A 19,565-nucleotide genomic window follows, 5' to 3' on the forward strand; every position below is an offset into this window, starting at 1 on the left:
CTCGAAATTGTCAATTTGTCGCAAGAACTAACATCATCTGAACAGGGTAGAGCCGGAACGCGACAGCGGCCGCAAAGTCCAGAAATGCAAGTTCCCAAGTTCCGCTCTGGCACGAAGGTGTTCGGCAACCCGGTCGCCTGAATGGTGATCTCGGACGAGTCACAGACCACTGACCGATCACTTAAACTTTAACTACATTCCAGCCGCGCGAACTCTGCGTTCGAGCGCCCGGACGATACTCGCGCTACCTGTCCCTTGCACATATTCGAGGCGATCTCTTACCTTATCGAAGGCACGATAAACCGCGTGCTTGGTGGCCCCCCACACGAATAGTATGACATCGGCCGTTGTCGCTGACGCGGTGCCTTCGCCTGCAGCATGATCCGTCACTAAGACGACGTGGGCTTGCGTGCGATCTTCGATTTGCGCGGCCGCTTCTCGCGCCGCACGTTCATGCAATGAGACGATTGCGATCTTCTTGAACCCCGCCGCAAGCAGCGGGTCATCCGCAGATTGGAGGGGCTGCCAATCTCCACCGAGCGCTTCGTCGGTCGTGGTCACATCCAGACCGAGGCGGCGGCCAAGTCGATACCAAAGATGCCGGTCGGCGACAGAAAAACCTTCGTGGTCGACCTTTGTGAGACCAGCACCCGCGTACCAAAGCGCAAGATAATCTTGAGCGGTACTCTGCTCGGTCAAAAGCTCCAGAGCTTCGCCGAGCCAAGCGAGGCGCGAGCGGACCGGCCGGGCTTCCCACCAGCGCACTATCGCGGTTGCGGCTATCGCCTCCAGACGGCCGTCGAGACGTAGCAGCGCATCGGCGATGGTGAGCAGCAACTGCCCGTCTATCGGATCGGTCGACATTGTACGGCTCGACGACCAGATCTCGAGCACCGCCTGATAGAGGCTGAGGCGTTCTCGCCGCGGAAACCGCTCCTCGCAAACATAGGCGTCGATGACGGTCGTCAGGACCTGGTCAGCTGCGGCGCGTTTCTTCGTATCCGCTATGATGTCCGAGTCCGTGAACAGTTCAATGACGAAGTCACCGTCACCCGGATCACAGGCGTCGGGCATCAGCATGGCGCGCTGGAGAAAGGCGGCCAAGGGCTCGTGTGCGTCGGTCGCAACGAGCGTAGGAACGTCCGACCAGTCGAGCGGCAACGCGGGCTCGTCCGTGACCGGCACCGAAGCGACTTTGTGCGTTTCACCCTCGGTAACAGGTGGCTCGACGGTCTCTACAAACGGCGGCTCGACCAACTGGGCTTCGGTCTTTAGAACGGGCGGCGCCGCGGGCTCTGAACTCGACTGCAGGCCGAGCGCCGGGAGGATGGAAGCGAGCGCCGCAACGACCGCATCGCCCGGAAAACGGTCTGCTAACGCATGGAGCCGGCCTGCATCTTTCGCGAGCGCCGCATCATAGGTGGCCATGCGCACAATAGCGGCATCGGCACCGTCCGTAGGGTGACCGGCAAGTCCAGCAAGGCGGCCGTACAAGGGCAGATATGCCGCGAGGGCGGCCTCGATGTTACCCGCGGCCTCGTGGTCGGCCAAGAAGACTGCATGATGGGCCAGGAGCACGCTTTCGACGACGCGCTGTGGTATGCGCATCGACAGCAGGTCGTCCAATTGCGGATGATTAACAATCGCCTGATCGTCACCAAAGGCCGCGGCGAGGCGAATGCGCATGGAGAGCGCATTGGATGCCGTATCGAGTTGGCGTTGATCGATATCGTTGATCGCTTGGAGCGCGGTGTTTCGGTCACCGGTCGCGAGCCCTAAGGTGAACTGGCGGCGCAGCATTTCAAGGCTCGGGCGCAACTGCGACTGGCGGGCGGGCGCTTGTGCGATGACCGCACGCATTGTTGCCAGACGAGCGATCACATGATGGATGTCGGCGAGACGGCTGTGCCAGCGGAAATAGCCCTGGGGTGACTGCCTTAGCAGAAGCGATCCCATTTGTCCGGCCGTACCACCCTCCGACAGTATCGATGGCGCGGATTCCCAGCCGAAGCTCGGGAGAACCCAGCAGCGAAGGTCCTCGATCGCGCGCCGGAGTTCCCCGGCCGTCGGCGCGAGGGTCACCCAAACGACATCCTGTCTGCGCGGATAGGGTAGAGACGCGACCTTACCGTTGAGCGTCGCGGCGATCTCATTGGCGAGCGGATGGTCGGCGCGCACGCTACCGTGCAGGGATAGCGAAAAGGCCAATTCCCCCGATAGTCGGGCGCCAAACATGTCGAGCAACGTGGTGACCGTACTGCTGTCGCTCATGCAAGCGTCTTCCAATGGCGATCAAGCTCAAGATAGGCTTCCGCGATCTTGGGCGGCAAGCCGTTGCCGACGACGCTGTGATACACGACCTTCTCGCCGCGCACGCGTACCCCGTGATGGGTGATGTTCATCGACCCCTCAATGTAGAAGGTCGGTGCGAGAATGCCCTTTTCGTGGAACTTGCTGTCGCCGAGGCGACACGACACGCGCGACACATTTTTGAGCGCCGGGATACTCATGAATGCACGCGAGCGGTCATTATCGGTGGTAAGCAGACGGACATCGAGCTTGGTCGAGAGCGCGGTTAGATAGTCCGAGAAGCGGATCCATGGCTGCTCGGCGAGACGCGGAAAGAGCGCGGCAAAGTCCCGGAAGCGATTGTCGAACAGGTCAAAGTCGGTGATCCAGGGGCTCGCGAAATAGGCCGGCCGGCGATGCTCGCTTAGGAGCAGGAGCGACGCGAGCGCCGAGCGCAGCAGGTCGGGGAGCGGCCAGCCGCCACCATGAGTCCAGATGTCGCGGCTTTGCAGCGCCGGTCGCATCACCGCACCCCCATGTTGCGGATTTCTACGCCGACCCGCCAGCCATCGGGATTGCGCGACACGCCGCTCAGGATCGGCCAGACGAGCAGATAATCGCGCTCGAACGGCTCGGTGAGGAGTGTTTGTAGCGCCCGCGCGATTTCCGCAAGGTCGTCGGCGCCGCCAATGATCTCAACCCGATCCTCGCTCATTAGCAGAGCATGGAGCCGTTCGACCCAGCCCGTCGAGATCGAGAGAGAGGGCGTCGGGGGTCGTGAAGCGCGCAGCCATTGAGCGGTCAGTTCCCGCGACGGACGAATGTCACTGGCGAAGCGATTGGTGTTGGCCAGGCATTGCGGACAGCTGTCGTGGCAGCCGGGCACCAGAAAGTCTTGGGTCCGCGCGAACAGCTGCGCCTCGGCTGGCTGCTGCGCGGTAATGCGCTCGATCATCAAAGAGAAGCGCCGGCGGACATAAGGGGAGTCGGCCAACAGATAGGCGAAGACGCGCGCATCTATGGGCGCACCAAGCCGCCTTTCTCTGTTCGCCCACAACCGGTTGAGGCTGTCGAACCAGGCATCGGTCGTCGTATTGCTGTTTGGCTGGAGCAGACGGCCGGTCACCGCGACGACATTTTGGCGCGAAGCGCCAAGCCCTGCCTCCTCCAGAGCCCCGGTGAGGCGCTCTTGCGCGGAGAGAGTTTGCTGATAGCCGCGCGCACGCCGCGTTCTATCGAAAGCGTCTGCGAGCGTTCCCGGAGTGCGGGCGTGTTCGGCGACCGCAATCAGGTTCTCACTGATATGCGCGCGGGTGCAGAAGCCAAGCGCGTGCGCCAGCGCCCGCTCGAACGCACCTTCGCCGTCGAGTGACATTTGCACAAAGGCTTCGATCTGCCCGATGCCGCCGGGCGCGCTTTCCGAAATGACGATCAGCGGATTCCCGTCCTCGGCGAGGACATCGACCATGAGATCACCTTCCCCGACATCGGTGGCGACGGCATGGACAGCGCTTAGGCAGCCCTCAGCGAGCGTTTGCAAATGGCGCTGACGCAGCCAAGCCTCGAAATCCTCGTCTAGATCGGACCAGAGCGCGGTCTCGGCGCGCGTGATCTCCGCCGCGCAGGCAGAGTCGGACCAGAGAGCCTCGAGCCGCTTACGCGCCTTGCCGCCGGCATGATGATCGTCGGCATCGTCATCATCAAGCGCGGAGACGCTGAACATGCGTGAAAGGACCCGCCCGATTGCCGCGACCCGCTTGCCGTCGAGCCGCGACTGCGCTGCTTCGAGGCTGCACTTAGCTTTGAGTGCGGTAGCGGTGAGCATCGCCAGGCTGGTTTGCCACACCCATTCAAGTGTGAAGCTGCTTGCCGCTTCGCGCAGCAACAACGAGCCCATGAGCAGACGCTTGAAATAATCCTGGCGCAGCCGGCCCATGGTCGCGTCATCGAGCGCGGGCCGGACGCGCAGACGCTCTTCGCGAATTCGGAAGACAAGGGCGTCGACCGTCTGCTCGAAGCCGACGGGTTCGCGCACGACCTCGCCATTGTCCGACGTTGAGGCCAGCAGAATTGCACCGCGGCGTTCGACGCCGCGGTTCATCAAAATATCGAAGCGACCTTCGCTTGTTCGGCGGCGAATCAGCACTGCATTTAGGTCGCCGTGCAGATAGGCACGCGTATCGTCGAAGATTTCCTGCCAATGCTGCTGGCCGAGCAAACGAAGCGACCGCCCATCGCCGATGCACTCGGCGCTGTTCAACCAGAGCCACGCGGCGTTGCTGCTGTCCTTGACGTCGCGCGGCCGCTCAACCAGCGCCACGCGCAACGGCTGAAGCGCTGCCGAGGCTTGGTCGGTGCCGATTGCGAGAGTGTCGGGGAAGAACTGGCGCGCCGGCACAATAACCGGACTAGGCGCGGTGAGAAGCTGCTCAGACCCGGCGAGCCAATAGCCGTGCTCCTGGCGGCGTACGGAAAAGCGTTTGGAGACGCGCCCGGGGCAGGATTCGATAAGCTGCGACGCGATCCCACGGATCTCAACGTCCTTGTTCGTCCCGGGAAAGTCGACTGTCACATCCGACGCTGCGAGATCGGCAAAGGACGCGGCGGGGATGAAGCTCGGAAGCGGCTGACGCGCACCGCTGTCCTCGCGATCATTATCCCGGCTTGGATCTGCGAAACGCCATTCCGCCTCAAGTTTGCGCAACAGCGATGGCACGGCGTGGCGCAGCACTGGCCGCGGCGCTTCCCAAAGCATCGTGTCGACGACCCGGTCGATGTCCTCGTCGCTCGCCCAACCGAACCGCTGGGTAAGGCGCACCACCCAGCCCAGTTCTCGGTGGAAGGCGGCATAGTCGTCCCCGAGATCAAGCAAGCGGCGTAACAAGGCGATCGCGCGGCCGCGCGCGGCCGCGTCATATTTGCCGGGGCGCCGCAGATAGCGCACCGGGTCAGCGGCGCCGACTCGCCGGCCCACCCAATCGAGCAGAAAGCTCGTCGCCTGGACATGCTGCACATAGGGGTTGAGCAACGGCACCTTGATCGACTCGACCTCGGGCTGGAACAGGCGTTCGCTGTTCTGAAATAGCCAGCGGTCGCGGCCCCAGTCCGACAGGACAATGAGCGTCGTCGGCCGCGAACCGCGCGTGCGCCCGGCGCGGCCCTTGCGCTGCAGGAAGGAGGCGATGCTACGCGGCGCCTTGTGGTGAATGACTGCGCCGACATCGGGGTCGTCGTAGCCGACCTCGAGGCTTGCGGTCGCGACGATGATGTCGGAGGAGGTGTCGGCGCCTGGATCTTGCGAACTGCAGCGGCTGACCCGAGCGCTCTGGCGCAGGTCATGGCCGAGCGTATCGGGCAGCGACCAGATCTGGCCATCCGCGAGCATTGCGCGTTCGGTTGCCTGGCTCACCGTCTGGCCGGATTTATCGGGGGGCAGCCGATATTGAGCCAAGCGGTTCCACTCGGCGTCATCGAGGTCGGGGAGCCAGCGGTTGAGGCTGTCAAGTTGGTCGGTAAAGCCGAAAACCTTGCGTAGATAGAGCGACCAACCGGCGAGGCTCTCGCTGGGCGGATAGCTGACATGGGCGGGTGTCAGCAGCCGCGATTGCAACATGGCCGCCTGGATCGACGTGGCGAGTAGCGAGGCGCCGGACCCGGCGTCACCCTTGACGATGACGGTGTAATCGCGGCCTTCGGGCTCGAGTTCGCCATCCATCGGCGTGCATTCGACGACGCGTTCCGGATTCACGCAGCCGATCGTCCCGAGATGTTTGGGCGCGTCGCGCAGGGTCGCCGACAAACCGACGACATGTAATCCTTTAGGTCGCGCCGCCTGGCGCCAGCGCGCGACGATCCAGGGCGCCTGGGCACCGCTCAGCCCACTGTAATTGTGGACCTCGTCGAACAGAAACAGCCGCGGCTTCTCTTCAACCCCGATTCCGAATGTCTTGGCCCAGAGCGGATTGCCGAGCTCGCGGTTCATCATCTCAAGTGACAGGAACAGGATATCGGGCGGATTGGCCTGCAGGCCTTCGCGGGTCAGCTGGATGACGGCATCGGGAATCTCCGGCGGCTCGTCGAGTGCGTCGATCCGATACAGGGTGGTCCGTCCGGCTTTGCGGTCGGCATCGAGCCAGACGAGTTCGCCGCGGCTCGTATGGAAGGGCGCGCGAAGGAAGGGCACCACCCATCCGCGATTGTGTACGCGCTTCCATTGTTTGAGAAAAGGACTCTTGTCGCCAAGATCAAAGTGACCGGCGGGAGGAAGATCCCCCAGCAAAGCCCCGACCGTGATCGGCCGCATGCCATTAGCGTTGAGCAGTGCGCCGAGTTTACCCGCCTCGGCAATCGCTTCACGGAGTTGGTCGGCGAGAAGGACATTTCGCGGATAGACCGCAATGACCTTAGTGAAGCGATCAGCAAATTTGCCGAGTTCGGGAGCGATCGCGGTGAAGGCGGGAATGTAAAAGGCCTTGGTTTTTCCCGCGCCGGTGCTCGCACAGACCACGGTCCCATTTTGCTCCTCGGTGCCATAGGATCGGAAGATCCGCTCGAAGGAACGCACTTGGAACCCGGCGAAGGTGAAGGTACTACCATCGGCCCGCGACGCCAAAGCTTCGAAAACTGCGCGCTGGAACGTAGGCTGGGACGCATGCGGCGCAATGCCGGCCCATGCGGTGTCGGCCGTAATACCGATCGCGGGATAGCGGCGCGGCGCGAGATGGAGCTTGATGTCGGCGACAAGCCGGCGGCCGCTCGCCCAGTCCTGATAGCCGAAGCGCTGGCGCAGATGCGCGAGCAACCGAAGCCCTTCGGCAAAGCGGCTGCGGATGCGTCCCGACCCATCGGGGACCAGATGCAGGAGATCCGCGCGTCGCATCTGGGCCAGCAGGGTGCCAAGATCGATGCCGTCACGGGCAAGTGCGTCCCATGCCTCGCGCACCCCATCGGGGGCGTCGGTCTCGATGAGGGCCGAAAGGTCGGCTTCGTCGAAGGCGACCTCGTAGAAGCCCCAATTCTGGAGCCGTAGTTCGCATTCTTCGATGAAATTGAGGAAGTCCGAAACGAACGTCGGCGATGCGATGGTCATTTAGAGCCCGACCTTTAACATTGACCAGACTGCTGGATTGGCATCAAGGAATGCGAGAACCTCGGCATTCTGGAGTTCCTTCGCCTTCGCGCGACCGCTCGCCGCATCGACCATGAACTTGCCGGCCCGCCCTTCGAGACCTAGATCGGCGATCGCGGCCGGGATGCGTGCGGCGTTCGCGACATAGACTTCTGCCGCCTGCGGCGTCGTGGGCGGAGTGTCGCGCCAATCGTCGAGCCGCGCGATCGCGGCATTGAGCGCGGCTGCGCCAGGAAGCGATGCGCGCCCGGCGGCTTCGGCGAGGGGCTGGTAGCGTTTTCCCTGCTCATCGACCAGCGTCCGCCAACCCTTGGTGACAGCAGCCGACGCATTTTCGAGGCGCTCGTTGATAGCAGTTAGCGTGACGTCGGCGTGCTTGCGATCGAAACCCGATCCAGCCTCGAGACGCGCTTTAAATCGCGCTGCGTTGGCAGACGCCTGCGCAAGGCCCTGTTTGGCTTTCTCGACGAAGTTTGCGCCTTCGACTGCTTCAAGCGCGGAACTCAGGCTCCGCAATCTTTCGGCAAGGTCAGCGGAGTTGCTGAGTTTATCGCGGATCGCGACCATCTCTCCCAACTGGGTGGCGCGCTTCTCCTTGTCAGGGATCCCTTTCATAAGTGCGATGAGGTCTGAGATGCGGCTCATGCCACGACCTCCTGCGCAACGCCGGTGACCCGCGCCAATTCCGCGACTATCTCGCTCTCGAGCGCGTCGGGATCGCCCTCCCCAATCATATGGGCTAGCTTCGCCTCGGCGTGTGCGTTTGCTGCTTCTATCAAGAGTCGGCATCGCTCGACGACTGCCGCGACTTCAACCAGTGCCTGCGGATCGAACAGCAGGACATCAGTATCGTTTGTCCCCTCAGCGACCGCCGCGGCGTTCGCCAATACTCGCGCCATAGGAGCGCTGCGATCGGAAATCTTGTCGCGTTTGAAGAAGTCTGTATCGGTGCTCGGCCAGCGGAAAGATAATTTCAAAAGCTCGATAAGTCGGGCCATGTCGGCGATGAAATCGACGAAGCCGGCATAATTTCCGCCGGTAGCAAAACCATTGCGCGCTAGCACATGATCGATTGTGTGAACCAACTCGCCGATCGCCTCGCGCTCGGTCGCGATCGCGCCGGGCAGCCCTGCCCAGGCCTTAAGCCCCTCGAACGCCTGGTAGCGCGACTTCCAGTAACTTGCCGAATAGTCGGGGGGAAGGGGCGCGATCGAGGGATCGCTGCGCGCCTCGGTGATTGCCTCTATGATCACCTGGGGATCGATAACAAGTATGCCACCGGTTGCCCCTTGGGGAAGGTTGGTCTCCTCGACGAGAAATGACTGCAGCGTGCGCTGCCTCTCGGGCAGGTCGTTATAGAGTTTTCGCAGCGGATCTGTGAGCACCGTTGGAAGCTTCATCGCCTCGGTAGATGTCACGTGTGACAAGGCGGCCGATGTATCGCGCGGCAGTTCGGCGCGGCGCTCGATGATCGCCGACATGCACAGGAACTTGGTTGCGTGCTTGATCGGCACGGTCGTTGAAAGACCGACTGGATCGAGCGCGGCGAGCATCGCGCGCTGGTGATTGCGCAGCCAACGCGCAACAATCCTCTTGTAGCGCTCGCTCTGCGGAAAGTCCCACGTTCCCCTGCCTTCGATGGCATGATGGATCAGAGCTACGATCAGATCATAACTGTCTTGGGTGCGCTCGAAGGCAAAGGAGACCCTGTTTGACACGGCTTGGGTGGCCGAGTCCTCGATGCGGATTGAACCGCGATTGGCCTCACGCAACAGACGTTGAGCGGGTACCGCTGGCGATCGGATATCATCAAGCGGAAGCGCGCCTTTCAGGAAGGAAAGCAGAATCTCCTGATAGTCTCTTGGGGTCTCCAGCGTCTCACCGGACCACCAGCGCTCAAGCCTGTTGATAAGATCCGTGAGTCGCTTCTGCACGGCGGCATCGATCGGTGCCGGTACAGGCTGAAGGGACACCACCGTGTCACCGCCAGTCGCTTGGACGCCCGGTGCCTTTGCGCCCGAAGGCGCATCGCGAACCGGCTGGACCGGTCCGCCATCGGCGGCCTTGGCGCTGAACTCCGGCAGGTTGAACGGCTCCAGCAGCGCTTTCAGGTCGCTGGCGATATCAGGTGCTTTGGTCTTGCGCGTCCAGGCTTCGACCAAGAGGCGCAAGCGTGTCTGATCGCCTGCAGCCCATCCGCCTAAATAGGTTTCGGTGAGCGTCTGCCAATCGGTTGGGGGCTTTCGGCGGATCGGAAGGGACAAGGGATGGCGGTCGCCTTGGTCGAGCGCATCGACATGGCGCATCACCGGCTTGGTGACATGATCGAGCAGACCACGCTGGGTCGGGCGCACGCCTGTTTGCGATTCATCAAGATGGTCGAGCAGATACGGTGCGGTACCCGGCCGGAACGGAAACAAGCCAACTACCGTGTCGCGAAAGGCCACACTGCCGAACGCCGCATGACAGGCCTCTTTGGCAGGGCAGTCGTCACACGCGCTGACGCTCACGTCGCCCCCCAGCCGCCGATGATCGGCGATCAGGGCGACCTGCGGCTCTGGCAGACGCGCGGCATTCAGATAGCGCGCGATGAATCGATCGATCTCCGCATTCTCGTCGGCCCAGGATGCAGCGCTCGCATCCTTGGGAAAGGACAGGATCAGACCGCTGCCGGCAACGCGCTGATACTGATTGTCACGAAGGCGCAGATAAGCCTGCTCGGTCATGCCGAGCACTGACGTGAGATCACAGAGGCTGGCGTCGTCCTGCGGCTCGACAGCGTTGACGACTTCGTCGTCGAGCACCGAGAGCGTCGAGACGTCCTCGATCAGCAGGACTAGCCGTTTGTTCTCCTTGCGCAAGTCTTGGCGGATCGAACGCAGGATCGTCGATAGCGCCGCATTGCCGAGACCGGTCAACTCGCGCAGCGCGGCGCGGAGGCTATCGTTGCACAGACGCGCCGCCTGTTCGGCCGACTCCGGCTCCTCGGCGAACTCATCGATCAGCCGGCGGACATTGGCGGTGTTGAGGCCGTGGCTGCGCTGTTGCGGATTGTCGATCCGGAACTCGTCCGCGGTGAAAGGCGGAAAGTTCTCGCGGTCGCGCACATCGCTCGGGCTGATCAACTGCTGGATATTACGGTCGATCACCCCGCCCTCGCGGCAGAGCCAGGCACCGAAGCCCTCGGCGTGGAAAGCTTCGGCGAGATGGCGGATCGTGCGCGGCAACGGCGACCTGCCCGCCTCTTCCCAGCGAACTCCGAGTTCAAGATGGAGTTCGGTCGCAAGCTTCTTGCGCGCCTCCTTCTCGGAGATGCGGTCGATCGCGGATTGCACCGGCTCAAGATATTTGTGGAAGCGGTCGGGCAGCTGCTCGACGAGCTGCTCGAGCGCATCCTTGAGGCTGCCGGTGCGGCGCCGCACGAGCACAGGCAGCACATCGGCAAGCTGTCCGGTTTTCAGGGCATGGTCGTAGCGGAGTTTCACCCAGTTGATGAGGTGCGATTTGCCGGTGCCGGGCGCGCCGTGCACCAACACGACATTCTCGCGCGCGCTCAGGCGCACAATATGGTCGAACACCTTGGCGTCGGTGAGCGTGCGTTCGGTGTCGCCGACGCGGACGTGAGACATCGGCGCATGCGTGGCGAGGAAGCGCGAAGCGCTCTCGTCGCCCACGGCGGCGACGGTCCGAACTGTTGCCTCGAGATTGGCATCGGTCCAGCAGGGTTGCCCTAATCGCGCGGGCACAACGATCGGCTCAGCCATTGGCACGCGTTCCCTTGGCGGGGTTGTAGCGCACGGCCGAGACTAGGTCGGACTTCAGATGAACCCCGTCCCGCGGCGGTGCAGCCTTGGCGATGCTCCAGCCGTCGCTGTCAAGCGGGCAGTTGAGCACCAGCACACCGTCGAGATGCAGATCGACCAGTGCATGTGACAGACCGAGCGAGATCGTGCGGGCGGATCGGTCCCAGTTCGGATTGGTTCTCAGGAAGAAATGCCCTCCGTCAAGTTCGGGGCACTGCTGAGACAACCGGTCCATGAAAACGTCGATTAAAAGATCGCGCCCCTGGCTGAAGATGGCAGGGAGTTGCCGCGCCACGCGATCATAGGGGTTGGGGTGGAAGCGGTCCTCGCCGTCGTGCCAGCCGAGCCCACAATAACGGAACCAGCGCCGGAAACCGCGATATTTGCTATCGTTGAACCTGTTCGGCTGCTTGGCTCCGCCGAACAGTTCACGCTCGAACCGCGCTTCCCAATGCTCTCCCGCGTCTTTGCCAGTTGCAGCTGATTCGTCCCGCCCGAGCAGGAAGGCGTAGAACAGCCCAAACCAGGGTTCGATCTTGTCGTCGCGCAGTACTTTATCGTCGATGGCCTCAACCACTGCCGTCCGAGCGGAGCGATTGTCGCGCGTGCGGCTGGCGCGGATTATACCGCCGGCCTGATCCTCGATGAGATCAAGTTCCCGCGCCGCAGTGATCGCGCGTCCCGCCTGGTCGCTCTTGCTGGTCCGTGCCGGAAGCCCCTCTGGCTGGAGCAACTGGCGAATCGTCGACGCATCGAGCTTGCGGTCGCTCATCGAACGGACCACTTCGAGCAGCATCTCGACGCGGGCAGGGGTCGCTTCAGAGTCCGTGAACATTAGATCTGTGTCCGCCATTCGTCATAGGAAGGAAAAAAGAACGCCCCCTCATGGATGAGCAGGACGCGGTCATTGGCATCGGTGATCTGCGCATCCTTGGGGAAGAGGTGCGAGATCCGCATCCCGGCGCGCAAGCGAAGCATCGCGCGATCGGGCATGCGCCCATGAATGGCGACGACATGCATGCCAGGATCAATATTGAGCCTGCCGATCTCCCGCGCATCATCGAGCCGATAGAAGTGGCGACCGGCCGGGAGCAGGCGCTCGGCGAGCGCCATCGTCACCTGCCCGAGAAGGTCGGGTGCGCATAGGAACTGGACGAGCCGCTGCTCGCTGATAAGGTCGGCCACGCGATCGGCCAGCGCGCCGATCGCCTTCGCGCCGCTCGAGAAGATTTCTGAGGAGACGACGTCGAGCCTTGGCTTGGTTGGCCCCAGCGGGTCGAAGTCCAGCGCAGGAATAGAATAGCGATCGAGCGGTTCGTCGCGACAGGCGATGCAGCCGCCACAGGCAATGATCGTTTCCGCGCCATATTCGCGGCGCAGCAGCCGACAGATCTTGGCAGTGCCTGCGAGGTAGTCGTCGAGCGCCCGGATGCCGCGGCCCGCTTCGCGCAGGTCGTGCTCGCGCGGCGATTTGAGCAGTTCTGCAATCCGCGGGTCACTGGGCACGAAGTTGCACCGTAGGCGCACGCGCTCGACCCGCCCTTCCGGCACAGCGCTGTCCTCTTCTAACTGGAGATCAACGAGGTCGATCAGGCGGGCGCGTGCCATCATCAGCAGCAGCCGCTTGTTCCATCGGATATTCTCGCCATAGCTGCGCCCGCCCATCAGCCGCTGGTGCTTGGCATTGGTCGGCATGTTGAGGATGCCGTCCTCCTCGTCGCGCGCCGCACCCAGCATCGTCTGCCAGCGCAGAGCGATCAGGTCAGCGCCAAGCATCTTCGGCAGCAAGCTCGTCGCTACCCGCCGATCCTTCGGCGTCAACGGCATCCACAGCGCGACCGATTTCGCGCCGTCGCGGCCGCCGCGGCCGACCTCCTGATAGTACCGATTAACATTTTCGGGGTAGCAGGCGTGCACGACGGCGCGGACATCGGGCTTGTCGACCCCCATGCCGAAGGCAGAGGTCGCCACCATTATCTCGACCTCGTTAGCTCGCCACGCGAGCAGCAGCCGGCGTCGATCGGCGCCCGAAGTATCGCCGTGAAAGCATTCTGTTGCTGCAAATCCGGTTCCGACAAGAACCTCACGGAGCCGAATGGCCTCGCCGACCTCCGTCACATAGAGGATCAGCGGGCGAGGTAGATGGTGAAGCGCCTCGACGAGCGCCGCCTCGCGATCGTCAGGCGCCGTGAAGCCGCCGCTGAAATAGGAAATCTCCGGGCGTAGTCGCTGGCAAGCGAACTGTCGCCATTGATCGCCGCCGAACATCGTGCGCAGCAGGTCGAGGCAATGCGGCGTGAAGGTCGCCGAAAGGAGTAGTGTACGCAGCGACCCCCCACTAGACTTCAGCCATTGCGTTTGGCGAAGCGCGAGTAGCTGGAATTCGACGCGGAAATGCCCACCCCAGGAATCGATGATATGCGCTTCGTCAACCACCAAAGTGGCGAAGCGTCCTGCGGCCGCCAGATCGTCGATCACTGCACGCAAGCTGCCTGACACGCAGGATTCAGGTGACGCAAAGAGCAATCGGCAACTCCCATCGCGCAAGGCGGCGCGCACTGCTGCAGGATCGCTGGCAGGATCGTTGGCGGAATAATAGCGCGGGCCGAGATGTGGGAAGTCGGCCAAGATTTCCTTGGCGGCGATGTATTGGTCGATTGCGAGCGCCGTCGTCGGGACCACAACGATCGTGACACCAGCGCTGAACCGCGCTGCAAGCTGAAAGCTTAAGCTCTTGCCCGCGCCGGTCGGCAAGCCCAGCAAGGTAGTCGAGCCGGGCGGTGCCATCAGCGCCTGCCAGCAAGCCTCCTTCTGCGCGGCGGAGTGCCACCTGCGCATTTGCCCTTTTGATAGCGACCAGAGCCACGGCTCTGCCGGGAGGCTCTCGTCTGGTATTGCTAGCAAGGGTGGTTCGTCGAGACCATGGCCTTCGGGCCAGATCTCTTCGGACAGCCAATCCGGGCAATAGGGGGCAGCGATCAGATCGCCTGCCGCGGAAAGCGTGACGCCGCATGCCTCGCCGACGGCGGCGAGTTCGGACGTCCAGTTCCCGACGAAGAGCCCCCCGCGCGACCAGCGTGCCGCCTGCCGCAGCAGTACGCCATGATCAAGCGTGGGCGCGGGACAACGCTGAAGCAACGACAAGAAGCGCCAGCGGGGATAGTCGACGTGCCAGGTCGAGGGCGGCAATACGATCATCTCGGGAGCAGTCCCGGTCGAAAGAGCGGTGCGGAATTGCTGCACTAAGGTCGGCTCTACTGCGGAAGGGGCTAAGCTCGCCATATCAGCCCCGGATATTGACGGCTAGAAAGCCGATCCCGTCGAGGACAATGTCCCAGCTGTCGATCAGCGCGGAGTAGCGCTCTAACATATCCGCTTCGGCTGCTCCGGCGGCATCGCCACCTTCAATCAACTGGCGCCGTTGGAGCTCAATGCGTTTGCGTTCGGAGGCCAACGGCTCGGCCAATTCCCTTGCGAAAACCTGTCTTGCAGCGGGGATGTCGTGCTCCATTGCGCGATTGAGGCAGGTCGACAGGTCGCCGTCGACACGCCGGACGAACTGCTGGACCTCGTCGCCGCTAAGATCGCGCCAGCGCGGCCCCTCACCCTTCGCTGATAGTGAAGTTCGTAAGGTTGCCAGTTGCTGGCCATCGACCTTCTGGCCCTGAATCAAGGGCACGAACAATGGCCGCCGCCGTGCCCCAAAGATCGCATCCGCGAGGTTCAAAAGACTTGGCGAGATGTCGCTCGCGTTGAGGCGCGGCCGGGCCGCGACAATCATCTCGAGCCCGATAAAACTGATCGCGCCCGCAGCCTGGCAGACAATCGCGTAGGTCCGCCCAGTCAGACGATGGCCGAGCGATTCAACCACGGCGTCAAACAGCGGATTGCCGTAGGTGAAAAATTCTGCGTCGCGCTGTCGCTGCGCGAGCGCGCGCCGGAATGTACCAATGCGCTTGCGAAGCTCGCCCTCCGCGTCCTTATCGACGATCGTCAGTTCCCCGTGCCGGACATTTCCGGGCCGCAGACACCATAGCCCCTCGGCACCGTCTGCGCTCTCGTGTCTTGAGACGCCCTTGCCACCAGCCAGTACCCGAAAATAGTCGAGAAAGGCGGCCTCCAGCGCTGTCTCAATTCCGGGCGATGGCGTGTGCATGAAACGTTCAGCGCGCGCCGCATGATAGGAAGCTTCATCGAGTAGCGCTTCGCTGTCGTCGCGAACGCGTTCTTCCGCGGCAATCGCCTGCAGCCGCGGCACAAGGTCATGCATCTCGTCCTGACCACCTGTGAGCGCCGCATCGACAATCTCGTCCTGCAGGTGCCGCAGCGCGAATTCCAGTCCGCTGACCGACGTTCCGAATAGGTCGAGTCCGTCATGGTAGCAGGCAAAAAGGCCAGACTCCCACGCGCCAGCGCTGACGCAGATATGCGAAATGACTTGGTTGGAAATGGCCTCCCGGCCAAGACGGTCAAGGCGACCGATACGTTGTTCAATTACCGCAAGGTGCCAGGGGAGGTCGGCGTGGACGAGACTATGCGCGAACTGGAAGTTGCGCCCTTCTCCGCCGCTTTCATCGCTGACCATGATCGAGACGTTGGATTCGGTGCGGAAGCGCCGGACATTTTCCTCCTTTGTCATGTCATCGAGATCGCTGCGGAACTCGGTCACGGACTTCTCGCCGAACACGTCCTTGAGGAGCGTAGCGAGCCTTTGCGCGACGCCGGGGAAGCCTGCAAACACCAGCGTCTTCCGGTTGGCGGCGATCTCCCCGCGCAACAGCGAGACCATCGCGTCCCAGCGGGCCGATGACGACTGCGATGAGCGCCAGTTGGACGCCAGACGGAGTCCGGCTGACAGGAGGCGGGGATCGACGTGCGCCTTGACGCCAGCGCAGGCGGTGTGCAGCTGTACGGTCCAGCGGTCACCACCCAGACCAACCACCGCATTCAGCATCTCCCGGCCATAAGAGTTAACCGTTGCCGCCTTTGCATCGCGCACCGCGACCAGCACGTCGAGCGTGGCGATGGGATCGACCAGCGCTTGCAGGAGGATGCGGCTGAACGGACGCAGGACGTCGCGTGACAGGCTGGTGTCGGCGGCGAGCGCCGCAAGCATTGCTTCAGCCGCAGTAACTGCCTCGCCCTCGATCTGATCAGGTTCGTAGCAGAGCGGCGTCGGCATTCGGATAATCGCCGGCAGACGATCCTGGCTGATCAGGCGTTCTCGGCGATTGCGAAGGATACGGCGATTGACGCGATAACGATCCGAGACTGTCAAGTGGGCCTCTCGCGCGAGCGACGCAGCGCGCTCCGGCTCAGCTTCGGCGGCGGCAAGCAGCGCTTGAAGCTGCTCGTCTTCTTGTAAGATCGGCAGCGACAACAGCCGACCAAGACGCTCGATTACATCTTTATTAGTGGCCTCGCCGCTCTCTAGGTCTGTAAGATCGTGCGACAGCAGGTTGAGCCGGCGCCCGAGCGGTTCCTGTGCCTCGTAGATGGCGAGGAACGCTTCTTCGCCGGTGCCGTCCTTGGCATAGGTTCGCGGGTCGAGCAACGCGAGAAGGCGATAGAGTTCGGACTCGCGCCGACGAACTGGAATTGCGCTGAGCAGCAAAAGGTCACGCGCGCTGCGCGAGAGTTGCTCCACCATTTCGTAGAGGTGCGGAGCATTGAGCAGATGATGGACCTCGTCGACCACTACCAGATCCCAGGGAACCGCCAGCAGGTCCTCGTCGAGACCGTCGAGCGCAAAATTTGTCGAGCAGATGACCTTGGACCAGCGACTCAAATCGACAGACTGGATTGGATGAAGATCGGCAAGCTTGAACGCCTGCCCACCGAAGCTGCTGTGCATTTCGCACAGCCATTGGCGGGTCAATGGGCCGGGCGTGAGCACGAGAACGCGGGCGTCCGGGCGTCGCGACAGAAGATCATGCAAAATGATCCCGGCTTCAATCGTTTTGCCGAGGCCCACTTCGTCGGCGAGGATGTAGCGCCGCACCGGATCCAGGATGACGGTTCCCGCGACGAACGCCTGATGCGGGTGAAGGTCAATACGGCTGGCCAGCAAGGCGCGCAGCCCGCCCACTTGCCGATTGAAGCGCGCAAGCGCCACGAGCAATCGGTGACGGGCAGAAAATAGCGCATAAGGATCAGTTCGACCCTGGAGGAGGCGCGCAGGAAGGCTATCAGTAAGGCTCGCCGGCAGCGGCAGAAGTTCAATCTCACTCACCGTCGCGCCTAAACCGTCCTCATAGATGACGCGGTAGTGACGCGGGCCCGCTTCGTCGCCGTCGACAAGGGCATTGATCGAACACTGCCCATGCGAACAGATCGCCAGCGCGCCCGCATGGAGTGTCGTCCGCTTGAAGTCGCCGCCTTCGAACGCTTGAAGCGAGAAGAGACGCCGACCCCCGACATCGCAAAGCCTGACTTCGACCGTACGTCCATCGATCCTGATGATCTTGCAGCAACCGAAGAGGCGATGCTGAACGAGATAGCCCAGCATCGCCGCCGCCGAAGTCGAGGCTAACCGGATTGCCATCGAACAATCAGGACCGGCAACGTTGCGGGTGCCACACGCGTTCGGACGCGTGATAGAACGCTCGGCTCCTTAAGCCCGCCGAAACAGCCGACGTCGAATCACTTGTCGCTCGCATCTATCTGCCTCCCCATCACACATGATGCAGATTTGATTTGCCACAGGCAATTGCAGATTGAGAAGAAGCGGCACTTTAAGCAACCGGTCGATAGTTGCCAACCCTTCGTCCGCAGTTCGCGAACCGGACGGGGTGCGCAGCCACCGCCACGGACGACTACGCCCTACCCCCGCGACAGGTTCCCTTCCTCCGCCTGGCGCGGGAGAAAGGTAATCTGGCCACAGCACATTATCCAGGAAAGCTTCACGAGCGTTAGCGTCTGGCGCGCTGAAGCGGAGAATGTCCCCGAATACTTCGAGCAGCCAGTAGACTGTATCAACACCAAGGCTGGAGCCGGCCAGTTCCTGCGTATCCGCCAAATACGGGCAGGATGCTTCGGTTCCGGATATCAAGCCGGCATAAGGCCAAGTCGACGATCTCGCGCGCGCAACAAGGCCAGGAATGGAAGAGCCGCCAACACCATCCAAGCCTTACCCACCACCTGTCCCGTCAAGAATTCAAGCGAGCCGAAAGCGAGACCGAGAAATACAATGCTGTCGATAACGAGCCCAACCATACTGCTTGCGATCGCTGCGCGGACAAATCCACGGCGCTGCAGCGGAGTGTAAACCGCTAAGTCTGCTATTTCCGACAGGAGAAACGCTGCCGTGGAAGCAACGACCAGTGCCGGCGGTGCAAAACTCGCCGACAACAAGGCGCCGATTACAATTGCGGCAAACGCCCAACTCAACCCAAGTCGCCGCTGCACAAGGTCGCGCAGTACCAAGGCGAGCCCAACCGCCAGCACCCCGCTAGGCGCGACAAGTCCGGGCGCCACTGGAATCAGACATGGGCCGTTCGGAACGCAGGTTGTTCCGACATTGCCGATGAGCCAGTTCGCAAGCGGGATAGATCCGGCAAAGCACAACAGGAATACGATTCCTTCCGTCCTGCGGAGGCGATCAATTTCAGCCATTAGAAACCTCCATTGTCGGTAATGGCGTCGCCAGTAGCGTCGTAAATTGTCGATATCCCTCAGCGCGCAACTCGCAGGCCGGACATTCACCACAGCCCCAGCCCCATTCGTGATGATGGGTGCGATCGCCCTGGTAGCAGGTGTGCGTCTGGTCGCGGATCAAGTCCACGAGTTCATCGCCACCCAGGCTGTGGGCCAAGCGCCATGTCTCAGCCTTGTCGATCCACATCAAAGGCGTATGAACGACAAAGCGTGTATCCATGCCGAGATTGAGGGCAAGTTGCATCGCCTTCATTGTGTCGTCCCGGCAATCAGGATAACCGGAATAATCGGTTTCACATACGCCCGTCACGATGTGCTTGGCGCCGCGCCGGTAGGCGACGGCAGCCGCAAAAGTCATGAAGAGCAAATTTCGTCCCGGCACAAAGGTGTTCGGAAGACCATTTGCCTGCATGGCGATTTCGACGTCGCGGGTGAGCGATGTCTCGCTTACCTGGCTGAGCACTGCAACGTCGATCAGGTAGTCCCCGCCGAGTTTTCCGGCCCAATTTGGAAATCGCTCCCGGAACGCATTCAACACCACCGGTCGCACATCCAGTTCGACCCGATGCCTTTGGCGATAGTCGAAGCCAATCGTCTCGACATGCGCGAAACGATCGAGCGCCCAGGCGAGACACGTGGTTGAGTCTTGTCCCCCAGAAAACAGAACGATGGCGTCAGAGTCGTTCATG

At 62.2% G+C, this 19,565-nt stretch carries 11 protein-coding genes; 1 reads left to right on the top strand and 10 read right to left on the bottom strand.

Annotated features, from left to right (window positions below; all coding sequences use genetic code 11):
- Positions 1–192 precede the first annotated feature (192 nt).
- From ABVK50_RS29410 to ABVK50_RS29430, 5 genes are read right to left on the bottom strand one after another with little or no spacing between them, the layout of a single operon-like run.
- Positions 193–2,271 (bottom strand): hypothetical protein, encoded by a 2,079-nt coding sequence (locus ABVK50_RS29410; protein ID WP_353646240.1) that lies wholly within the window; start codon positions 2,269–2,271, stop codon positions 193–195.
- Positions 2,268–2,813, bottom strand: a complete 546-nt coding sequence (locus tag ABVK50_RS29415) for a hypothetical protein (RefSeq protein WP_353646241.1) — start codon at positions 2,811–2,813, stop codon at positions 2,268–2,270. Before ABVK50_RS29415 ends, ABVK50_RS29410 begins: the two co-directional genes overlap by 4 nt.
- Positions 2,813–7,378: a protein DpdJ gene (dpdJ, locus tag ABVK50_RS29420; protein ID WP_353646242.1), complete on the bottom strand. Its 4,566-nt coding sequence runs from the start codon at positions 7,376–7,378 to the stop codon at positions 2,813–2,815. The genes ABVK50_RS29415 and dpdJ overlap by 1 nt, the downstream gene beginning before the upstream one ends.
- Entirely contained in the window at positions 7,379–8,062 is a 684-nt protein-coding gene (locus ABVK50_RS29425) for a hypothetical protein (protein ID WP_353646243.1), read from the bottom strand.
- Complete coding sequence (locus ABVK50_RS29430; protein WP_353647064.1) at positions 8,059–10,335, bottom strand: hypothetical protein; 2,277 nt, start codon at positions 10,333–10,335, stop codon at positions 8,059–8,061. The genes ABVK50_RS29425 and ABVK50_RS29430 overlap by 4 nt, the downstream gene beginning before the upstream one ends.
- Positions 10,336–10,449: 114 nt before the next feature.
- Here ABVK50_RS29430 and ABVK50_RS29435 point away from each other — a divergent pair, with 114 nt between their 5' ends.
- Positions 10,450–11,151, top strand: coding sequence for a hypothetical protein (locus ABVK50_RS29435; RefSeq protein ID WP_353646245.1), 702 nt, complete (start codon positions 10,450–10,452; stop codon positions 11,149–11,151).
- A gap of 22 nt (positions 11,152–11,173) precedes the next feature.
- Here ABVK50_RS29435 and ABVK50_RS29440 read toward each other — a convergent pair whose 3' ends face one another.
- From ABVK50_RS29440 to queC, 5 genes are all read right to left on the bottom strand, one after another.
- Positions 11,174–12,055 (bottom strand): hypothetical protein, encoded by an 882-nt coding sequence (locus ABVK50_RS29440; RefSeq protein ID WP_353646246.1) that lies wholly within the window; start codon positions 12,053–12,055, stop codon positions 11,174–11,176.
- Positions 12,055–14,463 (bottom strand): DEAD/DEAH box helicase, encoded by a 2,409-nt coding sequence (locus tag ABVK50_RS29445; RefSeq protein WP_353646247.1) that lies wholly within the window; start codon positions 14,461–14,463, stop codon positions 12,055–12,057. Before ABVK50_RS29445 ends, ABVK50_RS29440 begins: the two co-directional genes overlap by 1 nt.
- 40 nt (positions 14,464–14,503) lie before the next feature.
- Complete coding sequence (locus tag ABVK50_RS29450; protein ID WP_353646248.1) at positions 14,504–17,728, bottom strand: SNF2-related protein; 3,225 nt, start codon at positions 17,726–17,728, stop codon at positions 14,504–14,506.
- 539 nt (positions 17,729–18,267) lie between these two features.
- Complete coding sequence (locus ABVK50_RS29455; RefSeq protein WP_353646249.1) at positions 18,268–18,834, bottom strand: VUT family protein; 567 nt, start codon at positions 18,832–18,834, stop codon at positions 18,268–18,270.
- A complete protein-coding gene (gene queC / locus ABVK50_RS29460) occupies positions 18,827–19,564 on the bottom strand; it encodes a 7-cyano-7-deazaguanine synthase QueC (RefSeq protein ID WP_353646250.1) in 738 nt (245 codons plus the stop codon). Before queC ends, ABVK50_RS29455 begins: the two co-directional genes overlap by 8 nt.
- Position 19,565: the final 1 nt, after the last annotated feature.

The organism is Mesorhizobium sp. WSM2240, from assembly GCF_040438645.1.
GTDB lineage: Bacteria > Pseudomonadota > Alphaproteobacteria > Rhizobiales > Rhizobiaceae > Allomesorhizobium.

What these genes read in the sequence shown, in the direction of transcription:
- ABVK50_RS29410 (WP_353646240.1), bottom strand. Translation starts at nt 2,271, where the DNA reads ATGAGCGACAGCAGTACGGTCACCACGTTGCTCGACATGTTTGGCGCC.
- ABVK50_RS29440 (WP_353646246.1), bottom strand. Translation starts at nt 12,055, where the DNA reads ATGTTCACGGACTCTGAAGCGACCCCTGCCCGCGTCGAGATGCTGCTC.
- ABVK50_RS29415 (WP_353646241.1), bottom strand. Translation starts at nt 2,813, where the DNA reads ATGCGACCGGCGCTGCAAAGCCGCGACATCTGGACTCATGGTGGCGGC.
- ABVK50_RS29425 (WP_353646243.1), bottom strand. Translation starts at nt 8,062, where the DNA reads ATGAGCCGCATCTCAGACCTCATCGCACTTATGAAAGGGATCCCTGAC.
- ABVK50_RS29455 (WP_353646249.1), bottom strand. Translation starts at nt 18,834, where the DNA reads ATGGCTGAAATTGATCGCCTCCGCAGGACGGAAGGAATCGTATTCCTG.
- ABVK50_RS29450 (WP_353646248.1), bottom strand. Translation starts at nt 17,728, where the DNA reads ATGCTGGGCTATCTCGTTCAGCATCGCCTCTTCGGTTGCTGCAAGATC.
- queC (WP_353646250.1), bottom strand. Translation starts at nt 19,564, where the DNA reads ATGAACGACTCTGACGCCATCGTTCTGTTTTCTGGGGGACAAGACTCA.
- dpdJ (WP_353646242.1), bottom strand. Translation starts at nt 7,378, where the DNA reads ATGACCATCGCATCGCCGACGTTCGTTTCGGACTTCCTCAATTTCATC.